18 protein-coding genes are annotated in these 22,019 nt (G+C 70.5%); 7 read left to right on the top strand and 11 right to left on the bottom strand.

Annotated features, from left to right (window positions below; all coding sequences use genetic code 11):
• Positions 1–73: 73 nt before the first annotated feature.
• From ACFYQA_RS04650 to ACFYQA_RS04660, 3 genes are read right to left on the bottom strand one after another with little or no spacing between them, the layout of a single operon-like run.
• A complete protein-coding gene (locus ACFYQA_RS04650; protein ID WP_388911458.1) occupies positions 74–847 on the bottom strand; it encodes an amino acid ABC transporter ATP-binding protein in 774 nt (257 codons plus the stop codon).
• Complete coding sequence (locus ACFYQA_RS04655) at positions 844–1,782, bottom strand: amino acid ABC transporter permease (RefSeq protein ID WP_388911461.1); 939 nt, start codon at positions 1,780–1,782, stop codon at positions 844–846. Before ACFYQA_RS04655 ends, ACFYQA_RS04650 begins: the two co-directional genes overlap by 4 nt.
• A gap of 37 nt (positions 1,783–1,819) precedes the next feature.
• The gene (locus ACFYQA_RS04660; RefSeq protein WP_388911464.1) at positions 1,820–2,788 is read right to left on the bottom strand and encodes an ABC transporter substrate-binding protein; all 969 of its coding nucleotides are present in this window, start codon (positions 2,786–2,788) and stop codon (positions 1,820–1,822) included.
• A gap of 584 nt (positions 2,789–3,372) precedes the next feature.
• Here ACFYQA_RS04660 and ACFYQA_RS04665 point away from each other — a divergent pair.
• The 4 genes from ACFYQA_RS04665 (at position 3,373) to ACFYQA_RS04680 (ending at position 6,745) form a co-directional block, all read left to right on the top strand.
• Positions 3,373–4,611 (top strand): NADP-dependent malic enzyme, encoded by a 1,239-nt coding sequence (locus ACFYQA_RS04665; RefSeq protein ID WP_388911467.1) that lies wholly within the window; start codon positions 3,373–3,375, stop codon positions 4,609–4,611.
• Positions 4,612–4,851: 240 nt separating this feature from the next.
• Positions 4,852–5,817, top strand: coding sequence for a zinc-binding dehydrogenase (locus tag ACFYQA_RS04670; protein WP_388911470.1), 966 nt, complete (start codon positions 4,852–4,854; stop codon positions 5,815–5,817).
• A gap of 152 nt (positions 5,818–5,969) precedes the next feature.
• Positions 5,970–6,179: an HTH domain-containing protein gene (locus ACFYQA_RS04675; RefSeq protein ID WP_332430586.1), complete on the top strand. Its 210-nt coding sequence runs from the start codon at positions 5,970–5,972 to the stop codon at positions 6,177–6,179.
• A complete protein-coding gene (locus tag ACFYQA_RS04680) occupies positions 6,179–6,745 on the top strand; it encodes a Clp protease N-terminal domain-containing protein (RefSeq protein WP_388911473.1) in 567 nt (188 codons plus the stop codon). The genes ACFYQA_RS04675 and ACFYQA_RS04680 overlap by 1 nt, the downstream gene beginning before the upstream one ends.
• A 308-nt stretch (positions 6,746–7,053) precedes the next feature.
• Here the strand turns inward: ACFYQA_RS04680 and ACFYQA_RS04685 are convergent, their stop codons facing one another.
• Together ACFYQA_RS04685 and ACFYQA_RS04690 are read right to left on the bottom strand one after the other, a co-directional pair.
• Positions 7,054–8,109: a helix-turn-helix transcriptional regulator gene (locus ACFYQA_RS04685; protein ID WP_388911476.1), complete on the bottom strand. Its 1,056-nt coding sequence runs from the start codon at positions 8,107–8,109 to the stop codon at positions 7,054–7,056.
• 1 nt (position 8,110) lies between these two features.
• Complete coding sequence (locus ACFYQA_RS04690; RefSeq protein WP_388911478.1) at positions 8,111–9,133, bottom strand: DUF4097 family beta strand repeat-containing protein; 1,023 nt, start codon at positions 9,131–9,133, stop codon at positions 8,111–8,113.
• A 218-nt stretch (positions 9,134–9,351) separates the two neighbouring features.
• Here ACFYQA_RS04690 and ACFYQA_RS04695 point away from each other — a divergent pair, with 218 nt between their 5' ends.
• A complete protein-coding gene (locus tag ACFYQA_RS04695) occupies positions 9,352–10,341 on the top strand; it encodes a hypothetical protein (RefSeq protein ID WP_388911481.1) in 990 nt (329 codons plus the stop codon).
• An 86-nt stretch (positions 10,342–10,427) separates the two neighbouring features.
• Here the strand turns inward: ACFYQA_RS04695 and ACFYQA_RS04700 are convergent, their stop codons facing one another.
• The 5 genes from ACFYQA_RS04700 to ACFYQA_RS04720 form a co-directional block, all read right to left on the bottom strand.
• Entirely contained in the window at positions 10,428–10,610 is a 183-nt protein-coding gene (locus ACFYQA_RS04700; RefSeq protein WP_018571400.1) for a DUF6104 family protein, read from the bottom strand.
• Positions 10,611–10,777: 167 nt separating this feature from the next.
• The gene (locus ACFYQA_RS04705) at positions 10,778–14,584 is read right to left on the bottom strand and encodes a multifunctional oxoglutarate decarboxylase/oxoglutarate dehydrogenase thiamine pyrophosphate-binding subunit/dihydrolipoyllysine-residue succinyltransferase subunit (protein ID WP_388911484.1); all 3,807 of its coding nucleotides are present in this window, start codon (positions 14,582–14,584) and stop codon (positions 10,778–10,780) included.
• Positions 14,585–14,898: 314 nt separating this feature from the next.
• A complete protein-coding gene (locus ACFYQA_RS04710) occupies positions 14,899–16,011 on the bottom strand; it encodes a sensor histidine kinase (protein WP_388911487.1) in 1,113 nt (370 codons plus the stop codon).
• Complete coding sequence (locus tag ACFYQA_RS04715; RefSeq protein ID WP_055574061.1) at positions 16,008–16,748, bottom strand: response regulator transcription factor; 741 nt, start codon at positions 16,746–16,748, stop codon at positions 16,008–16,010. Before ACFYQA_RS04715 ends, ACFYQA_RS04710 begins: the two co-directional genes overlap by 4 nt.
• A 123-nt stretch (positions 16,749–16,871) precedes the next feature.
• Positions 16,872–17,576 (bottom strand): spermidine synthase, encoded by a 705-nt coding sequence (locus ACFYQA_RS04720; protein WP_388911490.1) that lies wholly within the window; start codon positions 17,574–17,576, stop codon positions 16,872–16,874.
• A 253-nt stretch (positions 17,577–17,829) separates the two neighbouring features.
• Between ACFYQA_RS04720 and lon the strand changes: the two genes are divergently transcribed.
• On the top strand, positions 17,830–20,283 hold the full coding sequence (gene lon, locus ACFYQA_RS04725) for an endopeptidase La (protein ID WP_388911493.1): 2,454 nt from the start codon (positions 17,830–17,832) through the stop codon (positions 20,281–20,283).
• Between the two features lie 253 nt (positions 20,284–20,536).
• Positions 20,537–21,031: a MarR family winged helix-turn-helix transcriptional regulator gene (locus ACFYQA_RS04730; RefSeq protein WP_388911495.1), complete on the top strand. Its 495-nt coding sequence runs from the start codon at positions 20,537–20,539 to the stop codon at positions 21,029–21,031.
• Between the two features lie 54 nt (positions 21,032–21,085).
• Here the strand turns inward: ACFYQA_RS04730 and ACFYQA_RS04735 are convergent, their stop codons facing one another.
• The gene (locus tag ACFYQA_RS04735) at positions 21,086–21,871 is read right to left on the bottom strand and encodes a protein phosphatase 2C domain-containing protein (protein WP_388911496.1); all 786 of its coding nucleotides are present in this window, start codon (positions 21,869–21,871) and stop codon (positions 21,086–21,088) included.
• Positions 21,872–22,019: the final 148 nt, after the last annotated feature.

Raw genomic sequence — 22,019 nt, forward strand, 5'->3', positions numbered from 1 at the left:
TGACCTCCGTACCGCCCCTGCGCCCTGAGCCCCGCATGTGATGCGCCTCGCGTGCGATGTGCCCCGCGCGGCGTCAGAGCACCTTGGACAGGAACGACTTCGTCCGCTCGTGCTGCGGGTCGGTCAGTACGTCCCGAGGGAGGCCGGACTCGACCACCACACCGCCGTCCATGAAGACCAGGCTGTCGCCCACCTCACGGGCGAAGCCCATCTCGTGGGTGACGACGACCATCGTCATGCCCGACTCGGCCAGGTCGCGCATGACGTCGAGGACGTCACCGACCAGCTCCGGGTCGAGGGCCGAGGTCGGCTCGTCGAACAGCATCAGCTTCGGGTCCATGGCGAGCGCCCGCGCGATCGCCACCCGCTGCTGCTGGCCGCCGGAGAGCTGCGAGGGGTAGCTCGCGGCCTTGTCGGCCAGGCCCACGCGCTCCAGCAGCTGCCCCGCGCGCTCCCGGGCCTGCGCCTTGCTCACGCCCTTCACCTGGACCGGCGCCTCCATGATGTTCTGCAGCGCGGTCATGTGCGGGAACAGGTTGAAGCGCTGGAAGACCATGCCGATGTCCCGGCGCTTCAGCGCGACCTCGCCGTCCTTGAGCTCGTGCAGCTTGTCGCCCTTCTGGCGGTAACCGACCAGCTCCCCGTCGACGTACAGACGTCCCGCGTTGACCTTCTCGAGGTGGTTGATACACCTCAGGAAGGTGGACTTGCCGGAGCCGGAGGGGCCGATGAGGCAGAACACCTCGCCGGACTTCACCTCCAGGTCGATGCCCTTGAGGACCTCCACGAGGCCGAAGGACTTGTGGACGCCCTCGGCCTTGACCATGGCGGGGGAGGACTGGTTCATACCGCGACTCCCTTCGGGCGGCGCGTGGGAAGCACCGCGGCCTTGAAGCGCTGCAGCGGTGTCGGAGGCAGGGAATGGCTCGAACCGCGGGCGTAGTACCGCTCGACGTAGTACTGCCCGACGCTCAGGATCGAGGTCATGATCAGGTACCAGGCGGCGGCCAGGAAGTACATCTCCACCGGCGAGCCCGCGTTCTGGCCGATGTCCTGCGCCTCCTTGAAGAGGTCGTAGAACTGCACCGCCGAGACGAGCGAGGTCGTCTTCAGCATGTTGATCACTTCGTTGCCGGTCGGCGGCACGATGACGCGCATGGCCTGCGGGATGACGATCCGGCGGAGGGTCTTCGTGTGGCTCATGCCCAGGGCGTGCGACGCCTCGGTCTGTCCCTCGTCGACCGAGAGCAGGCCGGCGCGGCAGATCTCGGCCATGTAGGCGGCCTCGTTGAGCCCCAGGCCGAGCAGCGCCGCCAGCAGCGGCGTCATGAAGGACGACCAGTAGTCCTTGTAGACCGGGCCCAGGTTGATGTACTCGAACACCAGGCCGAGGTTGAACCAGACGAAGAGCTGGACCAGGACCGGTGTGCCGCGGAAGAACCAGATGTAGAACCACGCGATCGACGACGTCACCGGGTTCTTCGACAGGCGCATCACGGCGAGCAGGATGCCGCCGGCGATGCCGATCACCATCGACAGCACCGTGAGCAGCAGGGTGTTCAGGACGCCGTCGATGATGCGGTGGTCGAAGAAGTACTCGGGGATCGCATCCCAGTTGATCTTGCCTTGCGCGAAGGCGTAGATGACCGCGCCCAGAAGGAAGAGCGCGACGGCCGCGGACACGTACCGCCCCGGGTGCCGGACCGGAACGGCCTTGATGGCCTCCGGCCCGGCGGGGGGCGTCGCGTCGGGACCGGCCGTCTTGTTGACGTCAGCAGTCACGAATGGAGCCTTTCAGAGCCGCGTCGAACGGGCCGGTTCAGGAGCCGCCGTTGATCTTGGCCTCGGTGATCGCGCCGTCTTCGACGCCCCACTTCTCGACGATCTTCTTGTACTCGCCGCTGTCGATGACCGCCTGGAGGGCCGCCTGCAGGGCGTCGCGCAGCTCGGTGTTGTCCTTGGCGACGGCGATGCCGTACGGGCCCGCCTCGACCTGGTCGCCGACGATCTCGAAGTACTTGCCGCCGCCGGAGTTCTTCACGGAGTAAGCGGCGATCGGGAAGTCGGCGGAGACGACGTTCGCGCCCTTGGAACGCATCCGGGTCTCGGCCTCGGGGTTGGTCGCGAAGTCCTCGATCTTCAGCGTCTTCTTGCCGTCCTCCTCGCACTTCTTCGCCTGGTCCTTGGCGAGGTCGTGGGAGAAGGTGTTGCGCTGGACCGCCATGGTCTTGCCGCACAGGTCGTCCCAGGTCTTGATGCCCTGGTCGTCGCCCTTGTTGGTGTAGAGCGAAACGCCCGCGGTGAAGTAGTCGACGAAGTCGACGCCGGCACCGACCTTCTTGCCGGTGTCGGCGTCGATGCCCTCCTGCCGCTCCTTGGTGTCGGTCATGGCCGACATCGCGATGTCGTAGCGCTTGGACGCGAGACCGCCCACGAGGGTGTCGAACGTGCCGTTCTGGAACTCGAACTTCACGCCGAGCTCCTTGCTCATGGCGTTCGCGAGGTCCGGGTCGATGCCGACCGTGTTGCCGGAGTCGTCCTTGAACTCGACCGGGGCGTACGCGATGTCCGAACCGACCTTGATGACGCCCTTGTCGCGTATCGACTTGGGCAGCTTGTCGGCCAGCGGGGCGGTGCTGCTGGACGCGGTGTCGCCGCTGTCCGAGCCGTTGTCCTTGGTCTGGTCACCGCAGCCGGTGACGAGCAGGGAGCCTGCGACCGCGATCGCGCCCACCGCTGCCAGTCGGGACTTGGCGGCGAGGGAGCGACGGGTGATACGTGCGGTCATGGTGGTTCCTCCGGCGGAAGGGTGGGATGCCGATGGGGTCGGCCACTGCTGATGGGGATCGGCAGTGCCGCAGGTCGACGGGAGCACACGTCTTCGAGTGTCGCGACCTCGTGTGATTACCGCATCTTGCCATTCGGACTGCGCCGTCCAGTGGGCTCGCCATGTCAAAATCGGATAACAGGTGACGCTCGAACCGCACGCATCCGCTCCACCATGGCCGGACAGCCTGCGGGATTACACCATTACGGCCGGAAGATCTCCGGTCGTAGAGGGGGTATGGAGCGGTCGGCCGCCGGACTTGCCGGACCTTGAGCACTTGCCGAGTGTTCGTCCTGGTCTTGTCCTGAAATTGGTCGATGGGTCCTGGCGCCCGCATGTGACCTTTGCGTTATGGACTCGTCGCTGAAGGCGTCGGTCCGGTAAGAAGGTGTTTTACACCCCTCATCCGGGGATCAGGGCGCGTGTGCGGCGCGCCCGTCGCGTCCGAGCCCGACGCATCCACCCACCGGGCTCTGCGCGGTCCCGCCCGCTCCTCACCCGGAGCGGCAACCCTCAAACCATGATCGATTAAGGGGTACAACCAAGTGGCAGCGGAGATTGTGAATCCTCGCAGCGACAGCGAAGGCCGAACCGGTCATACCGAGCAGGACGGCGGGGCGGAGCCCCTCGACTCCTTCGACCCGGCATTCGCGCTGCACCGCGGCGGCAAGATGGCTGTGCAGGCCACCGTGCCGCTCCGTGACCGGGACGATCTGTCCCTGGCGTACACACCCGGCGTCGCGAAAGTGTGCAGCGCGATCGCCGAGCAGCCGGACCTCGTCCACGACTACACCTGGAAGTCCTCGGTCGTCGCCGTCGTCACCGACGGTACGGCCGTGCTGGGACTCGGTGACATCGGACCCGAGGCCTCCCTCCCGGTGATGGAGGGCAAGGCGATCCTCTTCAAGCAGTTCGGCGGCGTGGACGCGATCCCGCTCGCTCTGAACTGCACCGACGTGGACGAGATCATCGAGACCGTGGTCCGGCTCGCCCCGTCCTTCGGCGGCGTGAACCTGGAGGACATCTCGGCACCCCGGTGCTTCGAGATCGAACAGCGTCTGCAGGAGCGGCTGGACATCCCGGTCTTCCACGACGACCAGCACGGCACCGCGATCGTGTCGCTGGCGGCGCTGCGGAACGCGGCGCGGCTGAGCGGGCGGACCCTGGGCGAGCTGCGGGCCGTGATCTCGGGCGCCGGAGCGGCCGGTGTCGCCATCGCGAAGATGCTGGTCGAGGCCGGCGTCGGCGATGTCGCGGTGGCCGACCGCAAGGGCGTCGTCTCGCGGGACCGGGAGGACCTCACACCGATCAAGCGCGAACTGGCGGCGTTCACCAACAAGGCGGGCCTGTCCGGATCGCTCGAGGACGCGCTGGCCGGGGCCGACGTCTTCATCGGCGTCTCCGGCGGTACGGTCCCGGAGGCGGCGGTGGCGTCGATGGCGAAGGGCGCCTTCGTCTTCGCCATGGCCAACCCGGAGCCCGAGGTGCACCCGGAGATCGCGCACAAGTACGCGGCGGTCGTGGCCACCGGGCGGTCGGACTTCCCGAACCAGATCAACAACGTGCTGGCGTTCCCCGGCATCTTCGCCGGGGCGCTGCAGGTGCGGGCCTCGCGGATCACCGAGGGGATGAAGCTGGCGGCGGCCGAGGCGCTGGCGGCGGTGGTGGGGGACGATCTCGCGCCCGACTACGTCATCCCGTCCCCGTTCGACGAGCGGGTCGCGCCGGCGGTGACCGCGGCAGTCGCCGCGGCGGCCCGTGCGGAGGGCGTCGCCCGCCGCTGAGGCGCGCGAAGGTGTGTCGGTGTCGGCCTCGTCCTCGGGTGGACGGGGCCGATTCCCTTGTGGGGGTGCTCGCCGGGCGAGGGCTTGGGGCTTGAGGGCCGGTGCCGGGGCCGCCGGCCGGAGCGCCGGGGTGGGCCGTGCCGGGCCGTGCCGGGGCGTGCCGGGGCGCACCGGCAAGAAGGCGTGTCTCACAGCGCCGCGTTGTTCCGTCAGGGGGGCGGGCGACCTATCGTCAAGGTCATGTTCTCTGTCTATGCCGCCCGAATCGACCGTGACCAGCCGCTTTCCGGTCTGGAGCTGGGGGAGCGTCCGGCTCCCGAGGCCCGTCCCGGCTGGAGCACCGTGACTGTGAAGGCCGCCTCCCTCAATCACCATGACCTGTGGTCCCTACGGGGCGTCGGCCTCCCGGAGGACCGGCTGCCGATGATCCTCGGCTGCGACGCCGCCGGGATCGACGAGGACGGCAATGAGGTCGTCCTGCACTCCGTGATCGGACAGACCGGCCACGGGGTGGGCCCCGGGGAGCCCCGGTCGATCCTGACGGAGCGCTACCCCGGCACGTTCGCCGAGCAGGTCGCCGTGCCCACCTGGAACATCCTGCCCAAACCGAAGGAACTGTCCTTCGAGGAGGCGGCCTGCCTGCCCACGGCCTGGCTGACCGCCTACCGGATGCTGTTCACCAACGCCGGGGTGCGGCCCGGCGACTCCGTCCTGGTGCAGGGCGCCGGCGGGGGCGTCGCCACCGCCGCGATCGTGCTGGGCAGGGCCGCGGGGCTGCGGGTGTTCGCCACCAGCCGGGACGAGGCGAAACGGAAGCGGGCCCTGGAACTGGGCGCGGTGGAGGTGCTGGAGCCCGGGGCGCGGCTGCCGCAGCGGGTCGATGCGGTCATCGAGACGGTGGGGGCCGCGACCTGGTCCCACTCGGTGAAGTCGCTGCGGCCCGGCGGCACGCTGGTGATCTCCGGTGCCACCAGCGGCGACCGGCCCTCGCACGCCGAGCTGACCCGGATCTTCTTCCTGGAACTCAAGGTCGTCGGGTCGACGATGGGCGGCAAGGACGAACTGGAGGACCTGCTCGCCTTCTGCGCCGCCGCCGGTGTGCGGCCCGTCATCGACGAGGTGCTGCCCATGGACCGGGCCCGGGAAGGGTTCGAGCGCATGGAGACGGGCGGGCAGTTCGGGAAGATCGTGCTCACTGCTCCGTAATCGCGCGGCGGTACACCACTCAGTCCTGCCGTCTCTGGTGGTGGGTGTTCACGGCCAGTCCGGTTTCCGGGCCGGTCGTTTGTCTGTCTGTCTGTCTGTCTACCTGTCAATCAAGGTTGACGCGCGGCGTATTGTCAACATACGTTGACGGTATGACCGAAGCAACCGATCTTGCCGAGCGGGCGGGTGACCGTGATCCGCGGGTCGGCCTGCGGGCCGTCGCCGCGCTGCGCAGACTGCTGGAGCAGTTGGAGGCCGTGCAGGTGCGCAACGCGCGCAACCACGGCTGGTCGTGGCAGGAGATCGCCAACGAGCTCGGAGTGAGCAGGCAGGCCGCGCACAAGAAGTACGGGAGGCATTGATGTTCGAACGGTTCACGAAGGATGCCCGCGCCGTGGTGAAGGGAGCGGTCGAGCAGGCCGAGGAGGCCGGAGCACGGTATGTCGGTGCCGACCATCTGCTGCTGGCCCTGATCGACCGGGAGGGCAGCCGGGCTTCGTTCGCGCTGGCCGCTCTCGGACTCGCCGAGCGACGGGACTCGGTGCGGGCCGCGGTGGGGGAGGCGCGGCGGAGGGCCGGACTGACCCAGGCCGAGACCGACGCGCTGGCCGGGCTCGGCATCGATGTCACGGAGATCGTCGCCAGGGTGGAGGACGTGCACGGCCCCGGAGCCATGTCCCGCGACGGGAGGAGCGCCGGCCGGTGGCGCTCGGGGCACCGGCCCTTCACCCGGGAGGCCAAGGACGCCCTGGCGGGCTCCCTGCGGGTCGCCACCGACCGTCACGACCGCCACATCGGCGACGAACACCTCCTGCTGGCGCTGACCGTCCGCCCCGGCGTCCCGGCAGAAGCCCTCGCGGATCACGGCGTCACGTACGAGTCCCTGACGAGGGTCCTATACGGCGCCGGGGAGGCCAAGGCGGGCTGAGCGGCCATCGGGGCCGGGCCGGCGGACCGTCGGGTCCGGACCGTCGGACCGCCGGACCGGCGGATGGGTCCCGGCCGCCCGTCAGGACGCCGACATGGGCCCAGCCATGAGTTCCGCCGTGGACGGGTGGTGGCGGGCAGGGGGCGTCGTGGAGCCGGTCGAGGTGTGCACCTGCATGGTGGCCGAGGTGGGCCGGGTTGCCTGCGGTCGTGGGCCGGGCGGGACCGGGCCTGCCCGGCCCACGACCGGGGCCCGTCGGCGTCCGGCCGGTCCCGGCGATGTCCTGGCCGGCTCGCCGGAGATCCTCGTCAGGGCTTCGGGGTGTGCAGGAGAGCTCCGATCCGGGCTGCGGCCGTGGACAGGTGGCGGCGGGCTTCGCGGAGCTGGTCCGGGGTGACGCCGTGGTCGCGGGTCGCGTCGCGAATGTCGTCCCTGAAGCGGTCCAGCAGACGGTCCAGGTCGCGCGCGGGGTCGCCGGTGGAGTCCTCCGTGGCGCCCTCGTGCGCCCAGTCCGGGGTGTAGTCGGCGGGGAAGTCCTCCGGGGTCCGGGAGTAAGGCGGTCCGGGCTCCGGGGTGGCGCTCTCCGTGCCGGTACGGCCGAAGGCGAAGTCCTTGCCGAACTCGCCCACCTCCTTGGCCAGCTCACCCAGGCCCTCACGCAGGCCCGTCGGCCAGTCGCCCCGTGAGAAGTGGTCCTGCACCTGCTCCTGGACCCGCCGAGCGATGCGCTGCACTTCCTCCTGGGCCTGGGCGGCGGCCCGGTCCTGGGCCTCCTTGGCCTGACGGCGGGCATGCTGCGCCTCGTCGCGGGCGCGGCGGCTCTCGTCCTTCGCGCGCCGGGCCTGTTCCTTCCACTCCTGCTTGGCGCGGCGCATCTCCTCCTTCGCGGCACGCCAGGCCTCCTTCTCGCCGAGGCCCGTGAAATCGCCTGTCCCCGCATCGGCTTCGCCCGGCGCCCCCGCGTCATGGCCGCCCTTGCGGGCCTGGCCAGCGGCGGCGCGCATCTCGCGGCGCAGGTCACCCGCCGCACCGCGGACGTCGGCCCGGATCTCGGCGGCCAGCTCGGCGACCGACTCCCGGATCTCCAGCTCCAGGTCGATCAGTTCGCCGCTGCGGTCGGCCAGTTCGGCACGGCCGGCGTCCGTGATCGAGTACACCTTGCGGCCGCCCTCGGTGGTGTGGGTGACCAGGCCCTCCGCCTCCAGCTTGGCCAGGCGCGGGTAGACCGTGCCCGCCGACGGCGCGTAGAGCCCCTGGAAGCGCTCCTCGAGCAGACGGATCACCTCGTAGCCGTGGCGCGGGGCCTCGTCCAGCAGCTTCAGCAGGTACAGGCGGAGGCGTCCGTGGGCGAAGACGGGAGGCATGTCAGAACACCTTCTTGTCGGTGGGGCCGCCGGTGGAGCCGCCGGGTGTGGCGTCGGTGGAGCCGGGGTCCGGAGCGGGGACGGAATCGTCCCCCGGGTTGTCCCGTGGCCGGCTCCCAGGGCCGCCCGGGTCCGCAGGTCCCTCCACGGGCGTATCCGCGGGTGTGTCCGGTCCGCCTCCGGCGGCGGGCGGCGCGTCCCACGGCTCGCTCTCCTCCTCGTGGGGCGGGCGGCGCAGCAGGGCGATGGAGCCGGAGACGGTGGTGGCCCGCAGCTTGCCGGTGCCCGCGCCCAGCCGGCCGGTGATCTTGTGGGCGCCCCACTGGCCGTGAACCCGCAGGCCGTCGAAGGTGTTGGAGACGGCGCCGCTCGCCGTGTTGGCCTCGACCTCGGCATCCGCCGGATCGGGCAGTCGGATCGCGATCTCACCGGAGACGCTGGTCAGCCGGATATCGGTGGGGCCGTCGGGAGCGAGGTCCACGATCATGGAGCCACTGACCGAGTCCGCGCGCACGGTGGAACCGGAGCCGTCGACCACGGTGAGGTCGCCGGAGACGGAGTTGAAGCGGAGGTCGCCGGTGACGGACTGGGCCTCGACGTTCCCGGACACCGTGTCCGCGCGGACCGGGCCGGAGAGGGCGACCAGGGTCGCGTCGCCCGTGACGCCCTTCACCACGGTCGGCCCCTTGACCCCGGAGACGACGGCACCGGCGCCGACCACACCCACCTCGACCCGCGTATGCGCCGGAACGGCCAGGGAGACCACCGCGCTGCGGCGCCAGCCCTTGCGGTCCAGCCACTTGAGGAAGCCCTTCCAGGGCAGGTCCTCGTAGGCCACCGTGAGGACGCCGTCCCGCTGGGTCACCACCAGGGGCGGTCCCTCGGTCTCGGAGACCTCCAGCCGGGCGGAACCTTCGTCCGTGCCCACCACGTTCACCGTTCCGTTGACGATGCGGACGTGGAGCTCGGCCACCGGGTCGTCGAAAGTGAGCTTCTCGGGCCCCGAGACGGACCTTTCGAACATGGTGGAACCTCCTGGGCCGGGCTGCCGGGACTGTCTTGTCTGACTGCCGGAGGGCGAAATGACGGGACGAGGAGTACGGCACATGGCCGCACGCGTACCCCAACGCGCCATATCGCGTCTCGCGTAATTCACGATATATCGCGGTCGATGAAAGTCAAGACGCTCGTTTCGGTGATCGGTCGCCATGCGCGTCGGGTGAATTGTCCTACGGTGTGACTATGTCGACGGAACCATCCCAGGTCGCCGGCCGGGCCCGTCCCGTATCGGGAGCTCTGCTGCTGTGCCGCGCGGAGCCCGGCTCCGTCATTCCCGCCGCCCGGCTGCTGCACGAACGCATGCTGCTCGCTCGGGCCGGCGATGACTGGAGCGTGCTCGTCCCCGAGGGCGGGCCCTGGCGGTCCGGCACGGACCCGGTGGACCGGGTGGCCAACGGCTGGGCCGTCGCGCTCACCGTCGGCGTCTCCTGGCCGGTGCTGGCCCTGTGGTGGGACGGCGAACGGGCCGGGTTCACGCTCGCCGCCGGCTTCCGCCGCCCGGTCGGCTATGTGTGGCTGGCCGACGGCACACCGGCCGGCATGGAGGAGGCCATGCGCACCTTCGCGGGCCGGCTCGGCCTCGACCCGGTCCTGGACATGCAGGCCCTGGAAGAGCTGACCAAGCCCGATTCCGCCGCCGACGCCTCCGCGCGGCTGAGCGCAGTCCTCGCCGTTCTCACTCGCGCGGGCGTATCCCTGCCCCCGGGACTCGTCCCCGGTGAGAACGCCGACGGACTGCTCGAAGCGGCCCGGCTCCAGCCGGACACCCACCGGATCGAGGCGGACGGGAGCGGAGGGAGGAGCGCGGCGGGCGAGAAGAGCGCTGCGGGCGAGGACGAGCGCGGGGGCCAGGCCCAGGAACAGACCCGGGAACAGGCCCAGGAACAGACCCGGGAACAGAAGCAGCAGAGGGAATACGAAGCGAGGGAGGCGGACCGGCCGGAGGGCACCACCGACGCCAGGCATCCCGTGCTGTGGCCCTCCCGCGCGGGCAGCCCGTCGTCCGTGCCCGCCGTGCCCGCCCTGGCCCTCGCCCAGATGGCCGCGGGCCTGCCGCTGGCCGTCTGGGGCCTACGGCACCACAGCGGCGGCTGGATCGTCGCGGGGACGCTTCTGCTGGCCCACGGCGCCCTCGCACTGGCGAGCCACACCCTCACCCACCCGCGCGACTGAACCCACACGACAGGCGGCCTCGCGCGACTGGACCCGCGCGCGGCGAGGGCGCACCCGCCCACGCGGCACACCCGCCGGGCCTCCTCCTACTCCTCGTCCTCGTCGTCGTCCAGCCGGGCCAGCCACGTTGCCAGGCGCTCCACCGGCACCTCGAAGTCGGGGTTGAGGTCGACGAACGTCCGCAACTGCTCGGCGAGCCACTCGAAGGTGACCTCCTCCTCGCCGCGCCGCTTCTCCAGTTCCTCGATGCCACGGTCCGTGAAGTACATGAGGACAAGAATATGTGGGCGCCGGCCCGGGCCGGCCCGGGCCGGCCCGGAGCGTGAAAACGTGACCGGGCCGCACCCCCGGAGTGGGAATGCGGCCCGGTCACGCGGGACCCGTGACGGCGTCGCTCAGAAGCCCGTCGGGTGAAGGCCCGTCGGGCAGAAGCCCGTCAGGCTTCGAACACCTCACGCACCAGCTGCTCCTGCTCGGCCTGGTGCCGCTTGGCGGAACCGACGGCCGGGGACGAGCCGTGCGGGCGCGAGATGCGACGCAGACGCTCGCCGTGCGGGACGTCGGCGCCGACCGCCAGGTCGAGGTGGTCGATCAGGTTGAGCGCGATGAACGGCCAGGCACCCTGGTTCGCCGGCTCCTCCTGGGCCCACAGGTACTTCTCGGCGTTCGGGTACTTCTTGATCTCCGCCTGGAGCTCGGTACCCGGCAGCGGGTACAGGCGCTCGATGCGGAGGATCGCCGTGTCCGTCACGCCGCGCTTCTTCCGCTCGGCCTCGAGGTCGTAGTAGACCTTGCCGGTGCAGAAGACGACCTTCTTGACCGCGGCCGGGTCGACCGAGTCGTCGCCGATGACCGGGCGGAACTGGCCCGTGGTGAACTCCTCCGCCTTCGAGGCCGCGGCCTTCAGGCGCAGCATCGACTTCGGGGTGAAGACGACCAGCGGCTTGTGGTGCGGGTTGTGCACCTGCCACCGCAGGAGGTGGAAGTAGTTCGACGGCGAGGTCGGCATCGCGACCGTCATGTTGTTCTGCGCGCAGAGCTGCAGGAACCGCTCCGGGCGGGCCGAGGAGTGGTCCGGGCCCTGGCCCTCGTAGCCGTGCGGCAGGAGCAGGGTCACACCGGAGGTCTGGGCCCACTTCTGCTCGGCCGACGAGATGAACTCGTCCACGACCGTCTGCGCGCCGTTGACGAAGTCGCCGAACTGCGCCTCCCACATCACCAGCGCGTCGGGGCGGGCCAGCGAGTAGCCGTACTCGAAGCCCATCGCCGCGTACTCGGAGAGCAGGGAGTTGTAGACGTTGTACCGCGACTGCTCCTCGGACAGGTACAGCAGCGGCGTGAACTCGGCGCCCGTCTCACGGTCGATGACGACCGCGTGGCGCTGGCCGAAGGTGCCGCGCTGCGAGTCCTGGCCGGACAGCCGGACCGGGACACCCTCCAGGAGCAGCGAGCCGACCGCGAGGGTCTCGCCCATGCCCCAGTCGATCGTGCCGTCCTCGACCATCGCCGCCCGGCGCTGCAGCTGCGGCAGCAGACGCGGGTGGATGGTGACGTGGTCGGGGATGTTGACCTGCGACTCGGCGATCCGCTTGACGACCTCCGAGGTGACCGCCGTCTCGACGGCCACCGGGAACTGGGCCTGCGGCTCCGAGGGCTCCACGGCCGTCGGCTGCGACGCCGCCTCGCGGACCTCGGTGAAGACCTTCTCCAGCTGGCCCTGGTAGTCCTGCAGCGCCTGCTCGGCCTCTTCCAGGGTGATGTCGCCGCGACCGATGAGGGACTCGGTGTACAGCTTGCGCACCGAGCGCTTCTTGTCGATCAGGTCGTACATCAGCGGCTGCGTGAACGCCGGGTTGTCCGACTCGTTGTGACCGCGGCGGCGGTAGCAGATGAGGTCGATCACCACGTCCTTGTTGAACGCCTGGCGGAACTCGAAGGCCAGCCGCGCGACGCGGACCACGGCCTCCGGGTCGTCGCCGTTCACGTGGAAGATCGGGGCCTCGATCATGCGGGCCACGTCCGTCGCGTACATCGACGAGCGCGAGGACTCGGGCGCGGCGGTGAAGCCGACCTGGTTGTTGATGACGACGTGGACGGTGCCACCGGTGCGGTAGCCGCGCAGCTGCGACATGTTCAGGGTCTCGGCCACCACGCCCTGGCCCGCGAAGGCCGCGTCGCCGTGGATCGCCACCGGCAGGACGGTGAAGTCCGTGCCGCCCTTGTTGATGATGTCCTGCTTGGCGCGCGCGACGCCCTCCAGGACCGGGTCCACCGCCTCCAGGTGGGAGGGGTTGGCGACCAGGGAGACCCTGATCTGATCGCCGTCGAGACCGGTGAAGGTGCCCTCGGCGCCCAGGTGGTACTTCACGTCGCCGGAGCCGTGCATCGACTTCGGGTCGAGGTTGCCCTCGAACTCGCGGAAGATCTGTGCGTACGACTTGCCCACGACGTTGGCCAGCACGTTCAGCCGGCCGCGGTGGGCCATGCCGATGACGACCTCGTCGAGACGGGACTCGGCGGCCGAGTCCAGCACGGCGTCGAGCAGCGGGATGACGGACTCGCCGCCCTCCAGGGAGAAGCGCTTCTGGCCGACGTACTTGGTCTGCAGGAAGGTCTCGAAGGCCTCCGCCGCGTTCAGCCGGCGCAGGATGCGCAGCTGCTCCTCGCGCTCCAGGTTGGAGTGCGCGCGCTCCACGCGGTCCTGGATCCACTTGCGCTGCTTCGGGTCCTGGATGTGCATGAACTCGATGCCGGTGGTGCGGCAGTACGAGTCGCGCAGCACACCCAGGATGTCGCGCAGCTTCATCAGGGTCTTGCCCGAGAAACCGCCGACCGCGAACTCGCGCTCCAGGTCCCACAGGGTGAGCCCGTGCTCGGTGATGTCCAGGTCGGGGTGCTTGCGCTGGCGGTACTCCAGCGGGTCGGTGTCGGCCATGACGTGGCCGCGGACCCGGTAGGAGTGGATCAGCTCGAAGACACGGGCGGCCTTGGTGACGTCGTCGTCGTGGGACGCGTCGATGTCCTTGAGCCAGCGGACCGGCTCGTAGGGGATGCGCAGCGCCTCGAAGATGTCGTCGTAGAAGCCACCCTGGCCGAGCAGCAGGTTCGCCAGGGCGCGCAGGAACTCGCCGGAGGCGGCACCCTGGATCACCCGGTGGTCGTAGGTCGACGTGAGCGTCATGACCTTCGAGATGCCGAGCTTGTTCAGGGTGTCCTGGCTGGTGCCCTGGAACTCCGCCGGGTAGTCCATGGAGCCGACGCCCAGGATCACCGACTGGTTCTGCATCAGGCGCGGCACGGAGTGGACGGTGCCCAGGCCGCCGGGGTTGGTCAGCGAGACCGTGACGCCCGTGAAGTCGGCCATCGTCAGCTTGTTGTCGCGGGCGCGACGGACGATGTCCTCGTAGGCCTGCCAGAACTCGAAGAAGTTCAGCGTCTCGGCCTTCTCGATGCCCGCGACGACCAGCTGGCGGTCGCCGTTCGGCTTGACCAGGTCGATGGCGAGGCCGAACTTGATGTGCTCCGGCTTCACCAAGGTGGGCTTGCCGTCCACCTTCGCGTAGTGCCAGTTCATCGACGGCATCGCCTTGATGGCCTGGACCATCGCGTAGCCGATGAGGTGCGTGAAGGAGATCTTCCCGCCGCGGGCACGCTTGAGGTGGTTGTTGATGACGATGCGGTTGTCGAACAGCAGCTTCACCGGGAGCGCGCGCACGGACGTGGCCGTGGGCACCTCCAGGGAGGCGTCCATGTTCTTCGCGACGGCCGCGGACGGACCGCGCAGCGTCACCTGCTCGGTGCCTTGCTTGGCTCCGCCGGCGGGCTGCGCCTTGGGGGCCTGGGACTTCGCGGCGGTCGGCTTGGCGGCGGCCGGAGCGGCCTTCGCCGGGGCGGGCGCCGGGGCCTTCGCTGCCGGCTGGGCAGCCGGCGGTGCGGCGGCCGGCTGCGGTGCAGCGGGCGCGGGCGTGGCGGCGGGCCGGGCCGGAGTGACCGGCGCGGCCGTCGTCGTGCCAGCGGTCCCCGGCACCGCGTTGTTCACCGGAGCCGAGGCCTGAGGGGCGCCCGGCTTGTAGTCGGCGAAGAAGTCCCACCAGGCCCGGTCGACCGAGTTCGGGTCCTGGAGGTACTGCTGGTAGATCTCGTCGACGAGCCATTCGTTGGCACCGAAGGCCGCGGCAGGGTTCTTGCCCGCGTGATCGGTGTCGGTCGAAATGCTCGAGTTATTGGGGGACTGTGGCGACACGGCGTCAACCGCCCTCTTCCGCTTCACAAGATGATGGACAGCGGAAATTAAGGCTACGCCTCCCCGACCGAGAAGGTCAGGCCAGGCCCGTTCAACGTCGCGCAAGTCACATCTCGGAGGGTGTTTCGGCGCAGGAAATGGCGGGAAACAAACGTGGTTCCGCACGGTCGGGGCGCATCGGGAACAGGTCGGCCGCGACCCGGCGCACTCGCTCCACGGGCCTGTGCTCGCATCCGAGCCTGATCACACGTGTCCATCAGCGCGAACGCAGCGCGAACACAGATGGATCTTGCGGCTCCGCTTGGCACCTTACGTCAACCTGACGAGGGAGAGACTCCCGGAAGAGTGATAAGAATTCGGCATCCCCGCTCGGATTCGGCCACCCCGATCCGTCCGCCGTGGAGATCGACGGCCCAGCGGGCGATCGCCAGGCCGAGACCGGTGCCCCCGTCACTGCCCGGACCGTGCGGCAGATTGACGCTGCCGCGGTTGAACCGCTCGAAGATGCGGTGCCACTCGGTCCGCGGAATGCCGGGCCCCTCGTCCAGGATCTCCAGCCGAAGCGAGTCCGGCTGCGGGCCGGGCCGTGCCTTGACCGTCACCCGGCCGTGCGGCGGGCTGTGCTTGACCGCGTTGTCGATGAGGTTGGCGACGACCTGGTGGATGCGCTCCGGGTCGACGTACGCGGTGAGCTCCGGCGGCCTGACGTCGAGGCTCAGGTGGACGTCCGTGCGTGTATGGCCGCCGGAGCCGGTGGTCATGCCCGCGCGCGCTGAGGCGACCATGTTGGCCTCCTTGAGTACGCCGGACAGGTACGGCCACACCTCGAACCGCTGCCGCCGCAGCGGGACGACCCCGTTGTCCAGGCGGGACAGGTCGAGAAGCGTCTCCACGAGACGTCCCAGCCGCTCGGTCTGCTTCAGCGCCGTGCGCATGGTCTCGGGGTCGGCCTCGGTGACGCCGTCGACGATGTTCTCCAGCACCGCGCGCAGACCCGCGATGGGAGTGCGCAGCTCGTGCGAGACGTTGGCCACCAGCTCCTTGCGCTGATGGTCCTGGGCCTCCAGCTCGTCGGCCATGACATTGATGGTCTGGGCCAGGTCGCCCAGTTCGTCCCGGCGGTGCTCGCGCACCCGGCGCGTGTAGTCGCCGTGCGAGATGGACCGGGCCACCGCGTTCATGTCGTCCAGCGGCGCGGTGAGCGAGTGCGCCACGAACTGCGTGATGAGCAGGGTGGCGATCATCGAGAAGATCGTGATGAAGCGCAGTTCCGTCTTGGTCTGCACCGCGATCATCGACAGCCCGGTGGTGATCAGTACCGAGATGACGACCAGCGCACCCAGCTTGGTCTTGATGGAGAACGGGCGGACGCCGCCCCAGGGGCCGGGGTCCCCGGGGCCTCTCCGTGCGGCCGGCCCGTCGCTCATGGCGTCGGCGTCTCCAGGGCGTAGCCCACGCCGTGCACGGTACGGATGCGCTCGGCACCGATCTTCCGGCGCAGCGCCTTGATGTGGCTGTCGACGGTCCGGGTGCCGGAGGCGTCCGCCCAGTCCCAGACCTCGGCGAGCAACTGCTCCCGGGAGAGCACCGCGCGGGGCGTGTTCGCCAGGCATACCAGGAGGTCGAACTCGGTGGGCGTCAGATGAACGTCCTCGCTGCGTACCCGCACCCTGCGCTGAGCGTGGTCGATCTCCAGTTCGCCCAGGCGCAGGATGCCGCTGCGCGGGGTGGAGGCCGCCAGGGCCGCCCGCTCCATACGGCGCAGCAGCACATGCACGCGTGCCGCGAGTTCCCGCATGGAGAACGGCTTGGTCATGTAGTCGTCGGCGCCGACGCCCAGCCCGACCAGCATGTCGGTCTCGTCGTCGCGCGCGGTCAGCATCATCACCGGCACCGGCCGCTGGGCCTGCACGCGCCGGCAGACCTCCAGGCCGTCGAAGCCCGGCAGCATGATGTCGAGGATCAGCAGGTCGGGCTGCCAGGCCTCCGCCGTGTCGACGGCGGACGGACCGTCGCCCGCCGTCTGCACCAGGAATCCCTCGGCACGAAGGCGGGTCGCGATGGCGTCCACGATCGTCGCGTCGTCCTCGACCACCAGGACCCGGCGCTGTGCGCCCGGTGTGGCCGCCGCCGTGCCGTTGTGGGAGGTGTGTGTCTGCTCCATCGCCCGCCCCTGAAGTGTGCTTTCCGGAATCCGTGGGGTGAATCCGTCTCTGCGCATGACTGCGACTGACGCTTGAATGATCCGCGTCCGTGCAGCAGCGTACGGGGAGTCATCGCGGCTTTGCTATCCAGGGCGGACGCCGAGGTGCACGACGTCAGGAACGCCCCGGGCAACGGGGATCTCTTCGGTACGCACCTGCTGGAACCCGGCATTCCGCAAGGTTCCCTCGAAATCGGTGGACGGCCGGGCGGACCACACCGCGAGTACTCCGCCGGGGGTCAGCACCCTCGCGCAGTCCCGGAGTCCGGTGGGGGCGTAGAGCCCGTCGTTGCCCTCGGTGACGGTCCAGTCGGGGCCGTTGTCGATGTCGAGACACAGCACGTCGAACGTGTCGGACGTTTCGTGGACGTACGTCACCAGATCGACCTCGACGATCTTCGCGCGGGGGTCGGCGAGAGCACGCGCGGAGAGTTCGGCCAGGGGACCCGCGCGGTGCCAGTCGATGACGGCGGGTTCGCGCTCCACCACCGTGATGCGGCCCCAGCGGGGTGCGGCGGCGGCGTGCGCGAGGGAGAAGCCGACGCCGAGTCCGCCGATGAGGACGTGCGGGTCCTCTCGCGGACCGCGCCCCGCGTGAGTGTCGGCGGCATCGAGCGCGGTCAGGGCGGCGTCGACCAGCCGGCGCTCCGAGCGGCCGTCGGAGGTGTCCATCAGGAAGCAGCCGTTCGCGATGATCTGCAGCAGGCCGCCGTGCCGGCGGAGCACCACCTCCCCGTACGGGCCCTCGCGGCGGTCCAGGACTTCGGGAATGTCGTAGGGGGTGGACATGCGTTCATCCTGGCAGCACTCCTCGTCCAGCCGGACGCCCCCCGTCGTTCCGGGGTATTCCGGGCGGCGCCCAGCGGTCCCGGGCGGCGCCCGGCGGTCCCCGGGAGTCCGAAGGGGCGCTCCTCGCTTCCCGGCCGCCGGATGCCGCCGGATGATCGCTGAGAGCGAACGCGACCGCGCGCGGCCCGGGAACAATCAAGGGCTCAGGACCATTGAGTCGGTATAACTCAACTTGACTGCCGAAGGGGAGATCATGGCTACTGAGTCCACATCGCTCGCCCTGCCCGTGCTGCCGCTCGACGACGAGGTCGTGCTGCCCGGGATGGTGGTCCCGCTGGACCTGAATGATTCCGAGGTGCGCGCCGCGGTGGAGGCCGCCCAGGCCGCCGCCACGTCGGAGCCCGGGAAGCCCAGGGTCCTGCTGGTGCCACGCATCGACGGGACCTACGCCGCCACCGGCGTCCTGGGCACGGTCGAGCAGGTCGGCAGGCTGGCCGACGGCGACCCGGGCGCCCTGATCCGGGGCCGGGACCGGGTGCGGATCGGCGCCGGGACGACCGGACCGGGTGCCGCGCTGTGGGTGGAGGGCACCCGGATCGACGAGACCGTGCCGGAGCCCTCCCCTGGTTCCTCACCTCGCTCGAACAAGGGAGCTCCCTACCCCGGCCAGGTGGCCGAGCTGGTCACCGAGTACAAGGCGCTCGCCACCGCCTGGCTGCGCAAGCGCGGCGCATGGCAGGTCGTCGACCGCGTCCAGGCCATCGACGACGTCTCCGCCCTCGCCGACAACTCCGGTTACTCACCGTTCCTGTCCACCGAACAGAAGCTGGCCCTGCTGGAGACCGCCGACCCGGTGGCCCGGCTGAAGCTCGCCACCCAGCAGTTGCGCGACCACCTCGCCGAGCAGGACGTCGCCGAGTCCATCGCCAAGGACGTCCAGGACGGCGTCGACAAGCAGCAGCGCGAGTTCCTGCTGCGCCGCCAACTGGAAGCCGTACGCAAGGAACTGCGTGAGCTGAACGGCGAACAGGAGGGCGAGGAGTCCGACGACTACCGGAGCCGCGTCGAGGCCGCGGACCTGCCGGAGAAGGTGCGCGAGGCCGCGCTCAAGGAGGTCGACAAGCTGGAGCGCTCCTCCGACCAGTCGCCCGAGGGCTCGTGGATCCGCACCTGGCTCGACACGGTGCTCGAGATGCCGTGGAACGAGCGCACCGAGGACGCGTACGACATCCAGGGCGCCCGGGCCGTGCTCGACGCCGAGCACGCGGGTCTGACGGATGTGAAGGAGCGCATCACCGAGTACCTGGCGGTGCGCAAGCGGCGTGCCGAGCGCGGGCTCGGGGTCGTCGGCGGCCGCCGCGGCGGAGCCGTGCTCGCCCTCGTCGGCCCGCCCGGCGTCGGCAAGACGAGCCTCGGAGAATCCGTCGCCCACGCGATGGGCCGCAAGTTCGTCCGGGTCGCCCTCGGCGGCGTCCGCGACGAGGCCGAGATCCGCGGCCACCGGCGTACGTACGTCGGCGCGCTGCCCGGCAGGATCGTGCGGGCCGTCAAGGAGGCCGGGTCGATGAACCCGGTGGTGCTGCTCGACGAGATCGACAAGGTGGGGTCGGACTTCCGGGGCGACCCGTCCGCCGCCCTCCTCGAAGTGCTGGACCCGGCGCAGAACCACACCTTCCGCGACCACTACCTGGAGGTAGAGCTGGACCTCTCGGACGTCGTCTTCCTGGCCACCGCCAACGTCCTGGAGGCCATCCCGGAGGCGCTGGCGGACCGGATGGAGATCGTCCGTCTGGACGGTTACACCGAGGACGAGAAGGTCGTCATCGCACGCGACCACCTGCTCCCGCGCCAGCTGGAGCGCGCCGGGCTCGCCCCCGACGAGGTCACCCTCGACGAGGGCGCGCTGCGCAGACTCGCCGGTGAGTACACGCGCGAGGCGGGCGTCCGCACCCTGGAGCGGTCCATCGCGCGGCTGCTGCGCAAGGTCGCGGCCCAGCACGAACTGGGCGAGCGGGAGCTGCCCCTCACCATCGGGGACGGTGATCTGCGCGCTCTGATCGGACGGCCGCACCACGTGCCCGAGTCCGCCCAGGAACCGGCCGAGCGCCGCACCGCCGTCCCCGGTGTCGCCACCGGGCTCGCGGTGACCGGCGCCGGCGGTGACGTCCTCTATGTGGAGGCGTCCCTGGCCGACCCGGAGACGGGCGCCGCCGGACTGACCCTGACCGGTCAGCTGGGCGACGTGATGAAGGAGTCGGCGCAGATCGCGCTGAGCTTCCTGCGGTCCCACGGCGCCGAACTGGAGCTTCCGGTCGGCGACCTGAAGGAGCGGGGTGCGCACATCCACTTCCCGGCGGGCGCGGTGCCCAAGGACGGCCCGAGCGCCGGCGTCACGATGACCACCGCCCTGGCCTCGCTGCTCTCCGGCCGCCTGGTCCGTACGGACGTGGCGATGACCGGTGAGGTCTCGCTGACCGGCCGGGTGCTGCCGATCGGCGGGGTGAAGCAGAAGCTGCTCGCGGCGCACCGGGCGGGGATCACCACCGTGATCATCCCCAAGCGCAACGAACCCGACCTGGACGACGTCCCCGCTCACGTGCTGGACGGGCTCGACGTCCACGCCGTGACCGACGTCCGCCAGGTCCTGGAGCTGGCGCTCTCGCCGGCGACGAACGGCGCGGCGCCGGAGGTTCCGGTGGCGGTGTGACGGCGTCACCGGACGGGCGGCGGCCCGGACCTCCCTCACGGGATCCGGGCCGTCGCCGTGCGGCAGCCCGGACGACGGCGCGGGGCACGGACATCGGCCGGTGCCCCCGCCCGGTCGGCCGTCCCGGTGACGAGGCGGTGGCCGGCCGCGATGTCCTGCCGCAACCCACGTCTGCGAAATACTTGCGGAACCCCAGTGGCATCGCCACCTGGCGCAGACATGGACGACCGGTGAAACCGAGGCAGGGACTGACGTGCACGAAGGCGGAAACAGCGGCGGCGAGGACACCTCGTCCCAGGTGCCCGACAGCGGTGTGGACCAGCCTGGTTTCCTCGCCCTGGAACGGGAGTTGACGGTTCTGCTGCGCCGCGCCAGGGCCAGCCAGGGCGAGATGTCCCGCGCGGTCCACCCGGACCTGGAGCCGTCCGCGTACGGGCTGCTCGTCCGTCTGGACGAGTGCGGCAAGCAGCGGGCCACCGAACTCGCCGCCTTCATCGGAGTCGGCAAGGCGACCATGTCGCGCCAGCTGCACGCGCTGGAGGAACTCGGGCTCGTCACCCGCGAACCGGACCCCGCCGACGGCCGCGCCTGGCTGGTCGACCTCACCCCGGAGGGCCGGAGCCGGACGAGCAGGGTCCGCGAGGCCCGCCGCGCGCGCTACGCCCGCGGCCTCGCCGACTGGGACCCGGGCGAGGTCACGGAACTCGCCCGGCTGCTGCACCAGCTGAACCGGGGAATGGAGAAGTAGCGGAGGCCGGGTGAGGGAGCGGGAGAAAGGGGGGAGCTCCCGCGAAGCCGGGGCTCAGAACTCCACGTACACGACCGTCGCGTCGTCGTGCGTCTTGCTCCGGCCGAGCACCACCCGGTCCGTGTCCGCCCGCTCCAGGGCCCGGACGCGGTCCACCAGCGCCTGCGGCCCCTCCTTGCGGACGAGGGCGAGACAGTCCGCCCAGTCGCCCTCGCGGAACCTCTCCACCCATCGGGTGGCCCCGTCCGTCAGCGCGGCCAGGGCGCGCACCTCGGCGCGCGGCAGCGTCCCCGTGACCGCGCGCACCGCGACCGACGGATCGGCCGCCGCGGTGAAGAAGCCGCCTTCCCTGTTGCGCAGGGTGGAGTCCACCAGCGTGTCCGTGGCCAGCGCCGAGCGGGGCAGCCGGGCCAGCCGGTCGTCCAGCAGTGCGGTGACCGTGCCGCCCGGGGACTCGACGAGCAGGGCCGAGTCGGAAAGGACCAGGTACTCGACCGACTCCGGTGACCAGCGCGCCAGCACCACCGTCGCCTGGGGCGTACGGGGGTGAGAAAGGTCACAGGTTTTCGCGTGTGCCGCGGCCGTACGGGAAACGGCCCGGGACAGCAGGTCCGCCAGGGGGACATCTTGGAGGGAAACGGTCAGTTCGGCCAGCGCCCCGCCGAGACGCGCGGTGAACCAGGGGACCGAATGCCGGCACCCCGCGCCGTCCCGTGGCGGCGTGACCCCGTCCAGCAGAACCAGTGAACCGCCCTGCCCGGAGGCCGGAAGCCCGACGCTCGCGAAGTCCTCGTTGGGGCGGGCCGCGTCACTGGGCTCCGAGACAAGTTCCGTACGCATCCGGCCAGTCTGCACGACCCCTCCACAAGGGACCCCAAAGGCCCCCACTGCTCGCCGAATACCGGCAGTCGTGCAGGTCAGACGCCGCGTTTGGGTGGGATTGCAGTGCTCCGCAAGCGCGTGGCGGCGAATCCTGCCACCGGCCGCC

It is taken from the genome of Streptomyces sp. NPDC005774 (genome assembly GCF_042871645.1).
In the GTDB taxonomy this organism is placed as follows: domain Bacteria; phylum Actinomycetota; class Actinomycetes; order Streptomycetales; family Streptomycetaceae; genus Streptomyces; species Streptomyces pratens.